The organism is Streptomyces sp. Je 1-79, assembly GCF_025195125.1.
Classification (GTDB): Bacteria; Actinomycetota; Actinomycetes; order Streptomycetales; family Streptomycetaceae; genus Streptomyces.
In genome coordinates this window covers 445,326-461,408 of the sequence record NZ_JAMGSL010000004.1, presented here as the reverse complement: position 1 = coordinate 461,408, position 16,083 = coordinate 445,326, and the positions used below count along the sequence as shown (strand labels likewise).

Annotated in this window: 16 protein-coding genes; 7 read left to right on the top strand and 9 right to left on the bottom strand. The window is 71.8% G+C overall.

Annotated features, from left to right (window positions below):
• Positions 1-3 precede the first annotated feature (3 nt).
• A complete protein-coding gene (locus M5362_RS10020) occupies positions 4-1,479 on the bottom strand; it encodes an SDR family NAD(P)-dependent oxidoreductase (RefSeq protein WP_260227030.1) in 1,476 nt (491 codons plus the stop codon).
• Between the two features lie 63 nt (positions 1,480-1,542).
• Positions 1,543-2,271 (bottom strand): (2Fe-2S)-binding protein, encoded by a 729-nt coding sequence (locus M5362_RS10015; RefSeq protein ID WP_260227028.1) that lies wholly within the window; start codon positions 2,269-2,271, stop codon positions 1,543-1,545.
• 134 nt (positions 2,272-2,405) lie between these two features.
• On the opposite strand from M5362_RS10015, the gene M5362_RS10010 reads away from it, so the two are divergent.
• The gene (locus M5362_RS10010) at positions 2,406-3,122 is read left to right on the top strand and encodes a carbonic anhydrase (RefSeq protein ID WP_260227027.1); all 717 of its coding nucleotides are present in this window, start codon (positions 2,406-2,408) and stop codon (positions 3,120-3,122) included.
• A 117-nt stretch (positions 3,123-3,239) separates the two neighbouring features.
• On the top strand, positions 3,240-4,268 hold the full coding sequence (locus M5362_RS10005) for a DMT family transporter (RefSeq protein ID WP_260227026.1): 1,029 nt from the start codon (positions 3,240-3,242) through the stop codon (positions 4,266-4,268).
• Here M5362_RS10005 and M5362_RS10000 read toward each other — a convergent pair.
• The 4 genes from M5362_RS10000 to panD form a co-directional block, all read right to left on the bottom strand.
• Entirely contained in the window at positions 4,149-5,429 is a 1,281-nt protein-coding gene (locus M5362_RS10000) for a transglycosylase family protein (RefSeq protein ID WP_260227025.1), read from the bottom strand. The genes M5362_RS10005 and M5362_RS10000 overlap by 120 nt on opposite strands.
• 358 nt (positions 5,430-5,787) lie before the next feature.
• Positions 5,788-6,498: an arylsulfatase gene (locus M5362_RS09995; RefSeq protein ID WP_260227170.1), complete on the bottom strand. Its 711-nt coding sequence runs from the start codon at positions 6,496-6,498 to the stop codon at positions 5,788-5,790.
• Positions 6,495-6,842 carry a GNAT family N-acetyltransferase gene (locus M5362_RS09990; protein ID WP_260227024.1) on the bottom strand — a complete coding sequence of 116 codons (348 nt, stop codon included), beginning with the start codon at positions 6,840-6,842 and terminating at the stop codon, positions 6,495-6,497. Before M5362_RS09990 ends, M5362_RS09995 begins: the two co-directional genes overlap by 4 nt.
• 27 nt (positions 6,843-6,869) lie before the next feature.
• Entirely contained in the window at positions 6,870-7,295 is a 426-nt protein-coding gene (gene panD / locus M5362_RS09985) for an aspartate 1-decarboxylase (protein ID WP_260227023.1), read from the bottom strand.
• 299 nt (positions 7,296-7,594) lie between these two features.
• Between panD and M5362_RS09980 the strand changes: the two genes are divergently transcribed.
• Positions 7,595-7,984 carry a hypothetical protein gene (locus tag M5362_RS09980; protein WP_260227022.1) on the top strand — a complete coding sequence of 130 codons (390 nt, stop codon included), beginning with the start codon at positions 7,595-7,597 and terminating at the stop codon, positions 7,982-7,984.
• 112 nt (positions 7,985-8,096) lie between these two features.
• Here the strand turns inward: M5362_RS09980 and M5362_RS09975 are convergent, their stop codons facing one another.
• The gene (locus M5362_RS09975; protein ID WP_260227021.1) at positions 8,097-9,215 is read right to left on the bottom strand and encodes an NADAR family protein; all 1,119 of its coding nucleotides are present in this window, start codon (positions 9,213-9,215) and stop codon (positions 8,097-8,099) included.
• Positions 9,216-9,591: 376 nt separating this feature from the next.
• Here M5362_RS09975 and M5362_RS09970 point away from each other — a divergent pair, with 376 nt between their 5' ends.
• The 3 genes from M5362_RS09970 to M5362_RS09960 all read left to right on the top strand — a co-directional run bounded on the left by M5362_RS09970 (position 9,592) and on the right by M5362_RS09960 (position 11,321).
• On the top strand, positions 9,592-9,909 hold the full coding sequence (locus M5362_RS09970; protein ID WP_260227020.1) for a helix-turn-helix domain-containing protein: 318 nt from the start codon (positions 9,592-9,594) through the stop codon (positions 9,907-9,909).
• Positions 9,910-10,378: 469 nt separating this feature from the next.
• Complete coding sequence (locus M5362_RS09965; RefSeq protein ID WP_260227019.1) at positions 10,379-10,975, top strand: hypothetical protein; 597 nt, start codon at positions 10,379-10,381, stop codon at positions 10,973-10,975.
• A 64-nt stretch (positions 10,976-11,039) separates the two neighbouring features.
• Positions 11,040-11,321 carry a hypothetical protein gene (locus M5362_RS09960; RefSeq protein WP_260227018.1) on the top strand — a complete coding sequence of 94 codons (282 nt, stop codon included), beginning with the start codon at positions 11,040-11,042 and terminating at the stop codon, positions 11,319-11,321.
• Positions 11,322-11,354: 33 nt separating this feature from the next.
• On the opposite strand, the gene M5362_RS09955 is transcribed toward M5362_RS09960, so the two are convergent.
• Positions 11,355-11,909, bottom strand: a complete 555-nt coding sequence (locus M5362_RS09955) for a hypothetical protein (RefSeq protein ID WP_260227017.1) — start codon at positions 11,907-11,909, stop codon at positions 11,355-11,357.
• Positions 11,910-12,216: 307 nt separating this feature from the next.
• Here M5362_RS09955 and M5362_RS09950 point away from each other — a divergent pair, with 307 nt between their 5' ends.
• The gene (locus tag M5362_RS09950) at positions 12,217-13,314 is read left to right on the top strand and encodes a MerR family transcriptional regulator (protein WP_260227169.1); all 1,098 of its coding nucleotides are present in this window, start codon (positions 12,217-12,219) and stop codon (positions 13,312-13,314) included.
• A 66-nt stretch (positions 13,315-13,380) separates the two neighbouring features.
• Here M5362_RS09950 and M5362_RS09945 read toward each other — a convergent pair whose 3' ends face one another.
• The gene (locus tag M5362_RS09945; protein WP_260227016.1) at positions 13,381-15,864 is read right to left on the bottom strand and encodes a bifunctional serine/threonine-protein kinase/ABC transporter substrate-binding protein; all 2,484 of its coding nucleotides are present in this window, start codon (positions 15,862-15,864) and stop codon (positions 13,381-13,383) included.
• Between the last annotated feature and the right edge of the window lie 219 nt (positions 15,865-16,083).

Genomic DNA, 16,083 nt, shown 5'->3' with positions numbered 1-16,083 from the left:
GCCCTACCAGTTGGCGGGGGCGTAGTCCTTGAGGAAGCAGCCGTACAGATCCTCGCCCGCCTCGCCGCGCACGACCGGGTCGTAGACCCGGGCGGCGCCGTCGACCAGGTCGAGCGGGGCGTGGAAGCCCTCCTCGGCCAGGCGCAGCTTGTCGAAGTGGGGACGCTCGTCGGTGATCCAGCCGGTGTCGACCGAGGTCATGAGGATGCCGTCGGTCTGGAACATCTCCTGGGCGCTGGTCCGCGTCACCATGTTCATCGCCGCCTTGGCGGCGTTGGTGTTCGGGTGCCCCGCGCCCTTGTAGCCGCGGCCGAAGACGCCCTCCATCGCCGAGACGTTGACGACGTAGGCGCGACCGCTCTCCGCCTTCTTCGCGGCGTCGGCCATCACCGGGCGCAACATGCTGATCAGGATGAACGGCGCCGTGTAGTTGCACAGCTGGGTCTCCAGCAGCTCGACCGGCGAGATCTGCTCGATGGTCTGCACCCAGGTGTTGGTGTCGACGACGTCCGGAACCAGTCCGCCCGCGTCGATGGCGCTGCCGTCGCGGTGCCGCTCGACGCTCGCGTTGCCCGCGACCAGCGCGAGATCGGCGACCTTCTGCGCGTCCAGGCCGCTGACGCCGACGGGCAGGGCGGTCAGACCGTCCACCGCGCCGGAGTTGAAGGCGCCGATGACGTGGTGCGCGGGGAGTTCACCCGCGGGCAGCGGGGCGCTCTCGCCGTCGACCAGGGCGGCGTAGGCGGAGGGCAGGCGGCGCACGGTCTGCGTCGCGTTGTTGATCAGGATGTCCAGCGGGCCCTGCTCGGTGACCCGCTCGGCCAGGGCGACCGCCTGCGCGGGGTCGCGCAGGTCGATGCCGACGACCTCCAGGCGGTGCATCCACTCCGCCGAGTCCTCCATGGCCTTGAAGCGGCGGATGGCGTCCTTGGGGAAGCGGGTCGTGATCGTGGTGTGGGCACCGTCCCGCAGCAGGCGCAGGGCGATGTACATGCCGATCTTGGCCCGGCCGCCGGTGAGCAGCGCGCGCTTGCCGGTGAGATCGGTGCGGGCCTCGCGGCGCATCCGGTTCTCGGCGGCGCACTTCTGGCAGAGCTGGTGGTAGAAGTAGTCGACCTCGACGTACCGCGTCTTGCAGACGTAGCAGGACCGGGGGCGCTGGAGTATTCCGGCGATCCGGCCGGCCTCGGTGACCGAGGAGGGCAGGAGGCCCTCGGTCTCGTCGTCGATCCGCTGGGCGGAGCCGGTGGCGGTGGACTCGGTGACCGCCTTGTCGTTCGCGGTCTTCGCGGCCCTGCGCTCCTGGCGGCGGCGCTGCTTCACCGTGCGGTAGATGCCGGCGGTGGCGCGCCGGACGGCGATCGCGTCCGGGTGGTCGACGTCCAGCTTGTCGAGCTCGTCGAGCACGCTCAGGCAGACGGCCAGGCGATCGGGGTCGATGCCCGGCCCGTACCCCTGGGTTTCTTCGGTCACCGTCATGGCCTCTGCCGTTCCTCTGTCGCGAGTCGTTGGAGTCGTTGGAGTCGTTCCAAAAGAGGAACTTTACGGAGCGGGAGGCCCTGTCTCCAAACCCGTGGACCCTCCGCGCACGGGAGCGTGGTCGAACACACAGTCGCCGCACAGCCCACCGCTCGGGCAGCGGTAGTAGAGGCAGCAGGAGGTCCGGCGAAGGGCGGGGCCCCGGACGGTGCCGACCAGGTCGGGGTGGGCGAAGAGGCCGGAGACGAGCTCGCCCGCGCGGGCGGCCACCTCGGGGCGGCCCCGGGCGCGGGCCCAGCGGGTGAGCTCGCGCAGCGCTCCGGCGAGGGCCGACCCGGCGTTCCCCCAGAGCAGCCGGGGCGAGATCCGCCCGTCGCGGCGGAAGGCCTCGTGCAGCGGGACGAGGTGGGCGGTCTGGACGGCCTCGCGCAGGTCGTCCACGGTGGCGGGGCGGGTGGCCGTGCCCGCCCACCACAGGTCGTCGGGCGAGGTCAGGGCGCCGTCCCAGGACAGCTCCGCCGGGTCGAGGTCCGGGAAGCGGCCGAACAGGGCGGCCGGGCCGAGCGCGATCGACCAGAGCCGGGCCGCGAGCCCGAGGTGGGCGATGGAGGCGGCGACCCGACGCTCGGGCGCGCCGAGGCGGGCCCCGACCCGGTCGACCCGGGCGGCGAGAGGGCCTGTCTCCCCCGCGTACAGACGAGCGAGCGGTACGTGCGCCGCGCCGCCCGTCTCCGGCGCGGTCGTCCGCAGGGCGAAGAAGCCCCCCACGGAACCGCTCTCGACGAGATCCACCGCCACCGCCTCCTGGCATCGTCGCGCGCCCGGGTATGGGCGACGGAAAGACTCGGGCCGTCCGAGGTCATGATCGGGTCATGACCGGGCCAAGTCGTGGCCGGTGACCCGGGATCACCGTAACGCTCGGGCCCATGACCACTCCCCCTGCCCTCTCGGCCTCTTCAACTCCCGCTCGTCGCACGGTACTTGCCCTCACAGCGGCGGCGGCGCTGACAGCCGGCGCGCCGTCCGCGCGCGCGTCGGCTCCCGTCGGACACGCTCGTACGGCCGACGGTCCTTCGACCGCCGCCCGGGCACTGGCCGAACTCCGCGCGGGCAACGCCCGGTTCGCAGCCCTCCGGCAGACCCACCCGCACGAGGACGCGGCCCGGCGCGCGGCCGTGGCCGTCTCCCAGCATCCGTTCGCGCTGATACTGGGCTGCGTCGACTCGCGGGTGCCGCCGGAGCTCGTCTTCGACCAGGGGCTCGGCGATCTGCTGGCGATACGGTCGGCCGGGCAGGCCCTGGACGAGGCGGTGCTCGGCTCGATCCAGTTCGGGGTCGAGGAGCTGGGCGTACCGCTGGTCGTGGTGCTCGGGCACGAGCGGTGCGGGGCGGCGACGGCCGCCGTGGAGTACGTACGGACCGGGAAACCGGCCGGGGGACACCTCGCCCGGATCGTGGAGGAGCTAGCCCCCGCCGCGCGCGCGGCGCGCGGGCTGCCGGGCGACTGGGTGGAGAACACCGTGCGGGCCAATGTGGCCCGGATCCGGCGCCGACTGGCTCGGGATGAGGCGTTCGACAAGGCGCTGATCATGGGCGCCCGCTTCGACCTGGATACCGGAAACGTCGCTTTCCACCCCTCCTGACCTGCGCGGGTGTACATCCCCCGGCGTACGTCACGGTCCCGTACTCCCACGGCAGTACGTCCGAAGGCGTTCCCAGGTACGACGACGTGAACGCCCGGAAGAGAGACCGTTGTATGTATGAGCCCCCTCGTGCTGTCCGTGCTCCTGTCACTGACCTCGGCAGTCGCCTACGCGGCCGCGGCGATCGTGCAGGAGCGGGTCGCGGCCTCCGCCGCAGGCCTCACGTACGCGCCGCTGCGCAGCCCTGCCTGGTGGGGGTCCGTGCTGCTCAACGGCCTCGGCGCGGTGTTGCACGTGGCCGCGCTCGCCTACGGTCCGCTCAGTCTGGTCCAGCCGCTGGGCGCCCTCACGATCGTCTTCGCGCTGCCCATGGCGGCGCTCTTCGTCGGCCGCCGGGCCGGGCACACCGCCTGGCGGGGCGCGCTCATGGCCACGGTGGGCCTCGCCGGGCTGCTCAGCCTGACCGGCGGCGCCGACACGCAGTCGCTGGGGGACGCGGAGCGCTGGCTGCTCGCCGCCGGGACCTTCGGCGTGGTGGGCGTGCTCTTCACGGCCGCCCACCTGGTGGGCCGCCCGGTGCTGCGCAGCGTCGTCCTGGCGGCGGCCGCGGGCGTGTCCTTCGGGATCGCCTCGGTCTTCACCAAGACCGTGGCGGTGGAGTGGGAGCCGGGGGCGCCCTTCGCCCAGTGGCCGAGCGTGCTGGTCCTCTCGGCCCTCGCCGTGACCGGGCTGCTGCTCTCCCAGGCCTCCTACCGGGGCGCCGGGCTGGCGGCCCCGCTGGCCACGGTCACGGTCGTCAACCCGGTGGTGGCCGCGACGGTCGGTCTCACCCTCTTCGGTGAGAGCTTCCGCTACGGCGCGGCCGGCACCGTCGCCGCGCTGCTCTGCGGCGCCGTGGCGGCCCTCGGCATCGTCCAGCTCACCGTGGACCGGCTGACGGCGAAGTCCGACTCCGTGGCGGTGTCAGATCGAGCGGGCCTGCCGGAGCGCACCGCGGCGGATCGCCAGGGGGCGGACCGGCATGCGTCAGATCGAGACGCCGCGGGCGCGCAGGTAGGCGAGGGGATCGATGTCGGAGCCGTACCCGGGACCCGTCCGCACCTCGAAGTGGAGGTGCGGTCCCGAGCTGTTGCCGGTCGATCCTGAACGGGCGATGCGCTGGCCGCCGCCGACCCGCTGGCCTTCGCGCACGGTGAGCGCGGAGAGGTGGGCGTACTGGCTGTAGCGGCCGTCGTCGTGCCGGATGACGATCTCGTAGCCGTACGCGCCGCCCCACCCGGCGGAGACGACCCGTCCGGAGGCCACGGCCTTCACGGAGGTGCCGGTGGGGACCGGGAAGTCGACGCCCGTGTGATAGCCACTCGACCAGGACGAGCCGGAGACGCGGTAGCGGGTGCCGATGGAGGCGGAGACGGGGGCCGAGAAGCTGTCGCCGGTGGCCGCGGGCCTGGTCGCGGGCTTGCTCGCGGGCTTGCTCGCGGGTTTCGTCCTGGCGTCGGGCTTGCTCGCGGGCTTGCCGGCCGGCTTCGAGACGGGCTTGGTCGTGGACGCGGGCGCCTTGGTGGCCGGGGGCTTGGCGGTGGGCGCCTGGGCGGTCGGGGGCTTGGCGGTGGGCGGCTTGGTGGCCTTGCCCGCCGGAGGCTTCGTCGCCGGCGCGGGCCTGGCGGGGGCGGCGATCCGGAGGGTCAGCTTCTGTCCCGGGTGGATGAGATCGGGGTCGTCGCCGACGACGGTGCGGTTCGCCTCGTACAGCCGCTGCCAGCCGCCCTTCACCCGCTCCTCGCGGGCGATGCGGGAGAGCGAGTCCCCGGGGGTCACCGTGTACATCTCGCGGACGCTCGGCACGGTCGTCGGCGTGGCGGGCACGGACGCGGGCTTCGCCTCGGCGGACCGCTGTCCGGGTACGGAGACGGGTGTCACGCCCGGCTTGTCCAGACCGAGTCCGGCGCGTGTGGAGCAGGTCGGCCAGGCGCCCGGCCCCTGTCCCTTGAGGACCTTCTCCGCGACGGCGATCTGCTGGTCCTTGGAGGCGAGGTCGGCGCGCGGCGCGTAGTGCGTGCCGCCGTACCGCTCCCAGGTGGACTGGCTGAACTGGAGGCCGCCGAAGTAGCCGTTGCCGGTGTTGATGCGCCAGTTGGAGGAGGATTCGCAGGCGGCCACCTTCTCCCAGACATCGAGGGAGGCCGCCTGGGCCGTCCCGGCGCCGACCAGCGGGAGCGCCATGCCGGCGCCGCTCGCCGTGACGGTGAGCGAGGCACGGTTGATCCGGCTCGGCTGGTACCTGCGGTGTCGTCCCCGTAAGGCCATGGCCCCCCCTTGAACCCGTCTGCCGAACCCATCGGCAGTCGCCCAAGGTAGGGGAAGGTCACAGGCCGTGACAAGGGTTCACGGGCCGGCGGGCCCCGGTTCGGGCTGAGGTTCGGGTTCCGGTACGGGGGCGGGGCGGGGCGGCTCCGGGACCGGGTTGGGCGGCGGTACCGGCGGCGGCTCGGGCACCGGGGCCGGTGGGGACGGGACCGGGCCGGGCGCCGGGATCGGCGAGGGCGGCACCGGAACGGTGGGCTGGGTCATCTCGGGCCTCTCGGTCGACGGGCGTACGGGGGCGTACGGGGCGGTACGCCCCCCAGGCTCTCCCGGAGCGTGTGCCCGCGCCCGCCGGGGCCATTCATCCGTGTCGGCACACGGCCGTGGCCGCGGCGGCGAGTCCGAGGCGGGGGCTGGAGAGGACGGTCAGCGGGGTCGTGGTCCGCTCGGTGGCGTCGGCCATGGAGGCCTGGGCCAGGACGATCACCGGTTCGCCGGCGGGGTCGACGCGGTCCACGGCCGCCGCCACCGCGTCCAGGTAGCCGTCGCGGTCTCCGGCCAGGAAGCGCTCCCACGCGCCGTCGACGACCACGGTGGCGACGGACGGGGTCCGGTCCCCCGACTCCTCGCGCAGCAGGTCGAGCGTGGGAGCGAGGGTGGACTCCACGGTCGCGACGACGACGACCCGCCCCCGGGCCTCGGCCGACCGGTCCTCGCTCCCCCGGGCCTCGGCCGGCCGGTCCCCGCTCTCGTCGCGCGAGGCGCGGACGGCCTCCACCGCCATCGGACGGTCGACCCGCAGCACGGGCACCCCGAGCTCCGCGGCATGCCGCTCGGCGACACCGCCGAGGGTCGAGCAAGTGCAGAGCACGGCCTCGGCGCCGCCCGCGACGGCCTCGGCGAGGACGTCACGGACGGCGCCGGCCACGGCTTCCGGCCCCTCGGCCCGGGCCCGTACGAGCAGTTCCTCGACGACGAGGTGCCGCAGGGCGAGCCCGGGGTGGTGGCGGTCGCGCAGCCCGTCGAAGACGGGCACATGGGCCTCGGAGGTGTGCAGGAGGGCGAGGCTCACCACAGCTCGGGGGTGGCCTTGAGCTGTAGCTTCGCCGCGCTCACGACGTCCTCCGGAGGCACGGGGGCCTCGTCGGGGTGCTTCGCGGCCCACTTCGCGGCGTACGGGCAGAGGGGCACGACGGGGACTCCCGCCCGGGCGGCGACGGCGTAGAACTCCCGCACGAGGGCTCCGGCGATGCCCTGGCCCTCGTGCCCGTCCTCCACGACCGTGTGGACGGCGACGAGCGCGTGGGGCTCGGCGTGGAGGGCGAAGTAGACGATGACGCCGACGTACGTCGTCCCGTCCTCGAACGCCTCCAGGCGCCCCTTCTCCCGGTCGTCGCGGATCTCCAGGTCGGCCATCGGGGAACCTCTCCCTCGTGCGGTCGGTCAGGCGTGCGCGGCGACGGCCTGCGGGCTGCGCTGCTGGTCGCTCCCGGGCACCGGCGCGGAGGCGTCGGCGCCGAGTTCCACGATCCGGTTGTCCGCGTCCACATGCACCACACGGGGAACGAGCGCGCGCGCCTCGGCGTCCTCGACCTGGGCGTAACTGATGAGAATCACCAGGTCGCCCGGGTGCACGAGGTGCGCGGCGGCGCCGTTGATCCCGATCACCCCGGAGCCGCGCTCGCCCTCGATGACGTAGGTCTCCAGGCGCGCCCCGTTGTCGATGTCGACGATGTGGACGAGCTCCCCGGGGAGCAGATCGGCCGCGTCCATCAGATCGGCGTCGACGGTCACGGAACCGACGTAGTGCAGATCAGCCTGGGTCACGGTGGCACGGTGGATCTTGGACTTGAACATCGTACGTATCATCGAGGTACTCCTGGACATAGGCTCCCTGCCTGCGTTTTTGCAGGTCAAGGGCTGTTTCCACACCCTACAACGAGTCGCAAGTCCGGACAGCCGTCCCCAGGCGTTTCAGGACTCATGCTGACCACTTGCCGACTTTACTGACGCATCGTCAGGCGAACCAGGAGCTTCGCATCCTCTCCTGCCCCACCGCGACGACCCCACAAGCCTACGCAGCACTCCCCCAAGATCCCTCGTGACCACCGTCACTCCGACGCTGCGGCAACGATCCCGCTCGCCACGCGCACGTAGGCCGTGGGCGCATGTCCATGGTTCCGCCTGAGGTGGCGGCCTTCGTCACCACGGCATCCCGGCTGCCCGAGCGGACGCTGGACGCGATCCGGCAGACCACCGCCGCAGCGGTGGCGACCGGTGCCTACGACCTCTCCGCCGTGCCCAAGCTGTCCGCCGCTGAGTTCAGTGCCTTGAACAAACTTGTCCGTGAGGCCTTCGCCCCGCGCGGCGACGAGCTCAGCGCCGGACGCCCGGGCGGGCTGCGGTCCGCGATCGCCCGTACGATCCAGACCGCACAGGCGCTCTGGAAGCGCGACCGGCTGACCGCCGATCAGTACGTCTGCCTCACGGAGATGTTCACGGCCCACGGCGTCCTTCTGCCGCCCAATGGTTCGGGATCCGGCGTCGGCTCGTTCTGATGGGGCGGAAAGCCAACCGCCGCAACCGATGCCCGGCGCGGGGGCAGACCGCCCACGTTCGACCGGCAGCCGTACGCTCATCGCCATGCTCCCTTCCCGGCGCACGGCCCGGTCACAGCCCCGGGATCCCGTTCTGTCTCATGCGCAGTTCGGAGCGGACAAGTTCGAGGAGTCGGCCGGTCCAGTTGCGGCCGCGGCCGGCATTGTCACCCCAGAAGGCCGAATCCACATCGTCGTAGACCACGGTGGCGCCGTCCGTCGCCAGCAGGATCTCTGCCAGTTCGGGATGCTGGTCGTACTTGGCGCGGAGCAGGCGGGTCATGACGGCGGCGCGGACGTGCTCCCAGTTCTCACGGCGAGCTGTCGCAGCCGCGAGCTTGTGTGCTGCGGCAGCGGTGTCCGCTGCCGCGATCGCGCTGCGGGACTCCGGCCGAGTCACCGACAGGGCCCAGTAGGCGTGGGCCACGGAGGGGTAGACGACCTCCCCGACGGAGATGGGTGCGGGGTAGTCGTTGCGCAGTCCGAGGTGACCGGGATCGGCCACCGGCTCGTTCGACAACGAGTGGCTGAGCCGGACCGCCGGGGCGTGCGGGGCCGCCGGTCCGTCTGCTGGGACGTACGTGCCCCGCTCCGTACTCCAGCGGGTGCGCTCCTCGAAGTACGCGAGGGCCCTGTCGTAGCTCTCCTGTGACACCGGCGGGTCACTCGGCAGGTAGGTCCGGCCTCCGGGCCCTGCCACAAGAACCCGCAGCGGCCAGTCCTTGGTGTCCATGTCGCCCAGCACGTAGCGGCGCCGTGACGCCGGGACGGCCAGGAACGCGGCGTGTGCCGCGGCCCGGTTCTCCTCTGTCCGATCTGCGAGGAAGGCGTCGACGGCGGCCAGGCACCGGCCGATCGAGTCGGGACGCTGGTTCAGCCGGTCGATGGTGTCGCGGACTTCGGCGACCAGCATTTCAGGGGTGAGCAGGCTTCGCGGCTCGCTGAACGTCCAGCGCGCCAGACCGTGCGCGGATGCCTGGGCGCCGTCCGGGAGGGTGGTGGCCACCCAGCCGGTCCGGACCTTCTCCTCGAACTCCTCGAGGGTGACCAGGCCCCAGCAGTCGATGAGTCCGTCGGCATAGATGCGGAGGTCGGTGAGGAAGTACCTGCCGTTGCGGATGAAGACGTGCCGCCAGGTTCCGGGTATGCGGACGCCGTCCACGGTGCGATAGGTGAGTCGTCTGCCGATCATCCCGTGATTGTGCCGCAGGGGCCGCCGAGTGGACCTGGCTCTCCCGGGGAGAGATCACCTGACGCTCCGCGCCGGCCGGGAAGGGCCCCCTGGCCCGACTGCCCGGTTTGCCTGACGCGCCCGTGAAGTCGCCGAAGGCGACCTCCGAGAGGTCGAGGACGACGCCGGCCCGGCCGCCGTCACAAGCGGTCGGTCCGTGCAGGAGGGAGGGCCGCACAGGTCCGTGACGGTGCCCCGGCCGATGAGGAACGTCACGGCCAACGCCGCCGGGCGCGCGAAAGGCCTGCATCGAGTGCTGCGCACCGCCGTACGTCATACGTCAGCAGTTACGTGAAACCTACTTCGCGTATGGAACGACTGAGGGCAGTATGGGGGTATGGCTGCCAAGGGAGATCATACGGAGTGGACGTTCCTCACCAATCACGCCCGCGTACTACTGGCGCTCTCCCGGGACCCCGGCGTGCGACTGCGGGACGTCGCGGCGTACTGCGGCGTGACCGATCGCACCGTGCAGGCGATCGTCGCCGACCTGGAAGCGGCCGGGTACATCACGCGGACCCGCGACGGACGGCGCAACCGCTACACCCTGGTCCCCGGTGCCGCGTTCCGGCATCCCGCCGAAGCAGGGCAGGAGATCGCCGGCCTCCTCGAACTCCTCGCCGAGCCGCACTCGTCCGCGGGGAACATCATGTAGGGCGCTGCACGCGGGGGCCGCGTACCAAGGTGCACGATGCCGGCGTGGGCTGCGTCCGCCTCCGGGGTGCTCCCCCTGGTCGAGCCGCTGACGTCGCGGCCTCGCGTCATTCGTCGTCCTCGCACTCCCGGACACAACCTCCGTGCAGCCAACAACAGCAGGCGTTGCTGCGTGTCTCGTCGCGATCGGCGAACTCCGTGACGATGCGGCCGTCTTCGACGCGCGACCCCAACTCGTGATCTCTCGACCTCTCATCCGATGCCACTCGACCTTGAAGGGGGCCCCGGCGGAGCAGGGTTGGCCGGTCCCGCGGCAGCAGCCGCGACGCCAGGCTCCCGCGTGATGGCCGAGCGCCGCGGCACTGGGCGACGCATCCCATGCCGTGGTCGGCTGTCGCCACCCAGCCTCTTTGTCAGACACCGCTGTTACGTTGACGTGAGAATCTTGCCTCGGCCTCTGGAGAGCATGCATGTACGACGAACAGCTCGCGGAGTTCTCCCGTGAGCGGCTGGACGGCCGTCCGATACCGGACGATCTGCGCGTTCTGCTGGTGGCGCAGTGGGAAGGCCGCACCGACTTCACCCGCCTTCTCGACCTCGACTTCTTCGAGGCGGGAGAGGTCCACCCGCTCCTGGACACCAGCTATCTGAGCGAGAACGAACTCGCGGACCCGGAGATGCAGGCCGTCAACGCCGCAGCCGCGGAGATGGCCACGTACGTCAAGCTCGTGGCGAAGGGCGGAAAGGGGTGGATCGGCTACTGGCTGCACCCCGACGAACCCGCGGACCGCGCCTGGCATCTCACAGAGCTCGACACCGAGTTCACCTTCTGGAGCCTGGTCGGCCTCACCCTGACCGAGGGAGCCGCTGCCGAGCGGGCAAGCAACCGGGACGAGCCCGACGAGCGCATCGCGTTCACCCAACTGGCCGCCGAGCTCGCCGAGATCGGCCTACCGCTGAGCACCCGGGACTACGACGCCCTCGATGACACCGAGTACAGGGTGGACCCGGAGGAACTCATGGAGGAGCTGATCGAAGCCGAACGCGAGAAGCGTGGCCTTCGCTGAGCGGGAGACGCCCGCGCGCCACGCGGGAGGTGGCTGCCTCCAGCACCTCCCAGACCTTGATCGTGTGGATGCGCCCCTCCACGGTGTTGCGCACCTTGTACAACGCGGCATGGTGAGAGACCCGGGCGTCCGCCCCGAGCACAGGGACCAGTACGGTTGCCGCCAAGGGGGTCACCTGAACGAGCAGAGCTGGGACGACGACACCGACTACCAGTCGGCAGTGAGACGCATGCGGATCACGATGGCATTCGCGTTGATCGGGACCCTGCTGGTGCTCGGCATCGTAGCTGTCGGTGTGCTCGCCACATGGCTGTTCCTGGCCGTCGCGGAACATTTCAGCCAGTAGACGTACGCCTCACGTGCTGTCCGACCCTCGCGTTCAGGCAGTCGGCGGACGGGTGGTGCCGGGCAGGCAGGTGACGGCCGGATTGAAGGTGGAGAACTCTCCCCCGGGGTTCTTCTTCCACAACCACAGATGCAAGGCGTAGTGAACGGGCTGACCAGGAAAGTTGCCGCGCTTGGGGCCCTTGAACGGCACCCCGAACATGCTCGGCCGATCGCCGTCCGTCGTCAGGTCCTGGTCCCTGTCGTGGACCAGCCATTCGACACCGACGAGACGCCTGCCTCCCGTGCCGTCGTCCTCGTAGAAGAGCGCGGCGGGCTTCGCCGGGTCGGTCGAGTTGTCGTAGGCGTGGTTGAAGTGCGGGTACCCCAGCGCGCCCGTCCTCCCTACCGAGTCGGAGACGCAGTACCGGTCGGGCTTGTACCCGGCCTGCACGCCTTTGCCGTGCTGCAGGTAGGGAGCCGTGGCGCGATAGGTCAGGGCCTTGTCGGCCGCCGCCCTCGCGTTCTCCGGACCCGCGGCAGCGGAGGCCGACGTCACGGCAAGCGCGACACCGGTGGTCAAGGCGGCCAGGGCGAACGTGCGTGCCATGAACGGACTCCTCAGGTGCTTGGGGCGCGGACGCACCGGAAGTCCTTCCCCGGCCCCGCTCTCCCGTCCCACATCGGGACCGGCCGGGTGACCCGTCCGGTCCCGATGTGGGACGGGCACATCGAGCACCGCGCGGTGGAGCTCGGCCCGCACCCGAACCTTCGACCACTCGCTGAACCGCCGATGGTCACCGTGACGCGACGTGCGGCCTTGGTCTCCGCTTCCGCTCCTGCTGCCGGGAAGCGCGGCTCTTGACCCTCACGTGACGTCAGGCTGCATAGTCGGTGCCGTGGAGGATCACTGGACCGTGGGACGCGTGGCCGAACTGGCCGGGGTGAGCGTCCGCACGCTGCATCACTACGACGAGATCGGGCTCGTGCGTCCGTCGGCGCGGACAGCGGCCGGGTACCGGGCCTATTCGGCGGACGACGTGGAGCGGCTGCGGGAGGTACTGGCCTACCGGCGGTTGGGCTTCGGGCTCCGGGAGGTTACGGAACTCGTCGGCGACCCGTCCACCGACGCGGTGGCGCACCTGCACCGGCTTCGCGGCCTGCTGCTGGAGCGTCGCGATCGCGCTGACGCCATGGTCACGGCCATCGACAAGGAGCTTGCGGCACGGGCGAAGGGGCTGACGGTGACACCGGAGGAGCAACTGGAGATGCTCGGTGCACGGCTGTACGAGGCGATCGGCGGCGCCTACACCGCAACTCGCCGCACCGAGCCACGGATCGCCGCACAGCTCTGGGACGCGCTCGGGGACGCTCAGACGGTGCTGAACGTCGAGGCGAGCACCGGCTCCTACGAACCTGCTGACCGCGACGTGACCGCGGTGGAGCCCTCGGCGGTCATGCGGGCGCAGCGGCCTGCCGGATCGGCGCGTTGCGTGGCCGCCGTCGCGGAGAGCCTGCCGTTCGAGGACCATTCCTTCGACGTCGCGATGGCCGTCTCCACCGTGCACCACTGGGGGAACCCGATGGCGGGGCTGCGAGAGATGCGGCGCGTGGCCCGCCGCGTGGTGGTGCTCACCTTCGACACCGACCAACCCGGGTGGCAGGACAGGTTCTGGCTCACCCGCGACTACCTGCCGGAGTTCGCCGGCGTCCTCGCGGACTTTCCCTCGCTTGCCGGGATGGCCGACGTGATCGGCGCACGCGCCGAGCCGGTGCCCATCCCGTGGGACTGCGCCGACGGCCTGTTCGAGGCGTACTGGCGCCGACCGGGCGCGTATCTGGAGGACCACGTGCGCCGTGCGATGTCCGTGTGGACGCGGGTCGGGCCGCAGGCCGAGCAGCGGGCGGTACGCAGCCTCGGCGACGACCTCGTCTCCGGCCGGTGGGCCGAGCGCAACAGCGACCTCGCTCACCTCGACGCGGCAGATCTCGGCCTCCGCCTGCTCGTCGTCTGAAGGGACGCCTGTCGCGGTCCTCGACCCTGCCTGGACTGGCTCCGGGCCCTGTCCCTCGGACGGGTGTCAGGGGGCGGCGGGGCCGCTCGTCACCACCTTCCAGCTGCCGGCGTTCACCGTGTACACCGTCAGCCGGCGGTTGACCGTGTCGCCGTACTCGTCGAAGGCGACACGGCCGGTGACACCGTCGAAGGCCGACCCGGCGACGGCCTCCGCCAGCTTCGCCCGGGCGTTGTCGGGGAGGGTGCCGCCGTTGGCCGTCACGACGGCCTTCACCGCCTCGATGAGGGTCCACGTCGCGTCGTAGGCGTAGGGCCCGTACCAGCCGGCCTCCTGCGGGTAGCCCGCCTTCTCGTACCGGGCGAGGAAGTCCCGCCCTGGCTCCGACTCCTCCGCGGGCAGGCCGATGTTGGTCGCGAGATCGCCCTCGGCCTCCGGGTTCGCCGTGAGGTACTGCTGGTCGAAGATGCCGTCGCCGCCCATCAGGGGGACGCTCACCCCCGCCTGCTTGAGCTGCTGGGAGAGCGGCGCCGCGGCGTCGTAGTAGCCGCCGAAGTAGACGGCGTCGGCGCCTGAGGACCGCACTCTGACGGCGAGGCCCGCGAAGGCGCGCTCCGCGGGATCGATCTGTTCGGTGCCGACGACGGTCCCTCCGAGCTTGGTGAACTCGGCCGTGAGGCCGGCGGTGACAGCGGTGCCGTGGGGGCTCGCGTCGTCGATCACGTAGAGCTTGGTCATTTTCGCCCCGTGCAGGTGACGGGCGGCGAACGGCCCCTGGGCGACGTCCGTGGCGATGGTGCGGAAGTAGGTGGCGTGAGGACGGGAGCTGGTGCCCGCGGCCCAGTCGGGGCCCAACGTCAGAACGGGGTCGGTGTTGCCCGGTGACACGTTGACCACGCCCGCCCGCGCGAGCGGCGGCACCAGGGTCCGGGCGACACCGGAGTTGAGAGGGCCGACGACCCCCAGCACCTTGTCGTCGGACACGAACTGGGCGGCGTTGGGTGCGCCCTTGGCGGGGTCGGCCTCGTCGTCGAGGGCCTTGATCTCGAACGTGACGCCGGGGACGTGCCGGGACTCGTTGGCGGTCCTGACCGCCAGGTCGGCGGAGTTCCTGACACCGGCGCCCATCGAGGACAGTCCGCCGCTCAGTGGTGCGTCCACGCCGATCACCACCGTGACGGACGTGGCCCCCGCACCGCTGCCGGCTGCCCCGTCGCGGGGTGCGTCGTCGTCACGGGTGAGGGTCCAGGTCAGGACGGAGCCGGTGGTGAGCACGGCCAGCGCCGTGCCCAGGATCGCGGAGCGCCGGGTGAGGCCGGGGCGTCGCCGGGCGGAAGCCCGCTCGACGTGCTCCGACGTGGCCGTCGCACCGAGCGTGACCGTGTCGTCGGCCGGGGAGGCGGGCGGCGCGGTCGGCCGGTCCGGTACGGGGTGGTGCGGGGGGCTGGCGGAGCCGGAGTCCTGGACCGTGGGGGTGGGTGGGGACGGCGTCGGTGGCTGCTGCGGCCTCGTCGGAGCGGAAGCATGCTCCGCCGCCGCATCGGGTGCCGGCGCGGGCACCCGCGGATCGGGCGTCGGAGTGGGCACCCGCGGAGCGGGGGTCGGAGTGGGCACCCGCGGAGCGGGGGTCGGGGTGGGCGCCGGTTCGCGTCCGGGGTCGTGGTCGTGCGTCGGCCCGTCTTCCTGCGTCGGTCCGTGTACGACGGAGGCGTCGGTCCGGGGTGGGGAGGAGCGCAGCACCGACGCGAGCATCTCGGCCGCATCCGCAGCGCTCACGCGCTGCGCCGGGTCCTTGGTGAGAAGCGCGTCGAGCACGGGGGTCAGCGGGCCGGCGTGGACCGGTGGCCGGTGCGGGCGGGTGAACACGGCCACGGCGAGGGCGTGGAGCCCGTCAGCGTCGAACGGCGGGTGCCCCTCGACGGCGTGGTAGAGGGTGGCGCCGAGCGCCCACAGGTCATTGGCGGGCGTCGGGCGCTTGCCCTCCAGCTGCTCCGGCGGCATGTACTGCGGCGTGCCGATGACGGTCCCGCTGTGACTCAGCTTGGTCGTGGCGTCCGCGAGGTGGGCGATGCCGAAGTCGGTCAGGACGACGCGGTCCTTGGTCAGCAGGACGTTGTCCGGCTTGATGTCGCGGTGGACGATCCTCGCTCCGTGAGCCTCGGCCAGCGCGTCGAGCATGGCGGCGCCGATCTCGGCCACCCGTCGTACGGGGAGTCGGCCCCGTTCCTTTATGGCGGCGGCCAGGGACTGCCCCCGGATCAACTCCATGACGATGACGGGGGCGCCGTGGTGCTCCACCACGTCATGCACGGTGATGACGCCGGGATGGCTGAGAGTGACCGCTGCGCGGGCCTCGCTGGTGAACCGCCTCAGCAGCGCGGCTCGGTCGCCGTCGTCCAGGCCCGGCGGGAAGAGGATCTCCTTGACGGCGACCTCGCGCCCGAAGAGCTGCTGGTCCAGGCCACGCCAGACCCGGCCCATGCCGCCTTGGCCGATGCGTTCGACCAGTTGGTACCGGCCGGCGATGAGTTCGGGATTCTGCTCGGTCACGCGCACACTCTAGGTCCTGCTGAGCCGATCAGGTGGCGGAAAGACGGCATGATCACGCCCACGGTGAGGCGGGAGCGGAGGGTCAGGCAGCGCCGGGTCGGCCGCGGATCTCCCGGGGACGGGGACAGGACCTTGCGCGACGCGGTTCACGGGACGCGGGTCAAAGGGCGCGCTCCGGGACGTGCGACGACGATCCGTTCGTCGTGATTGCCCCCAGGA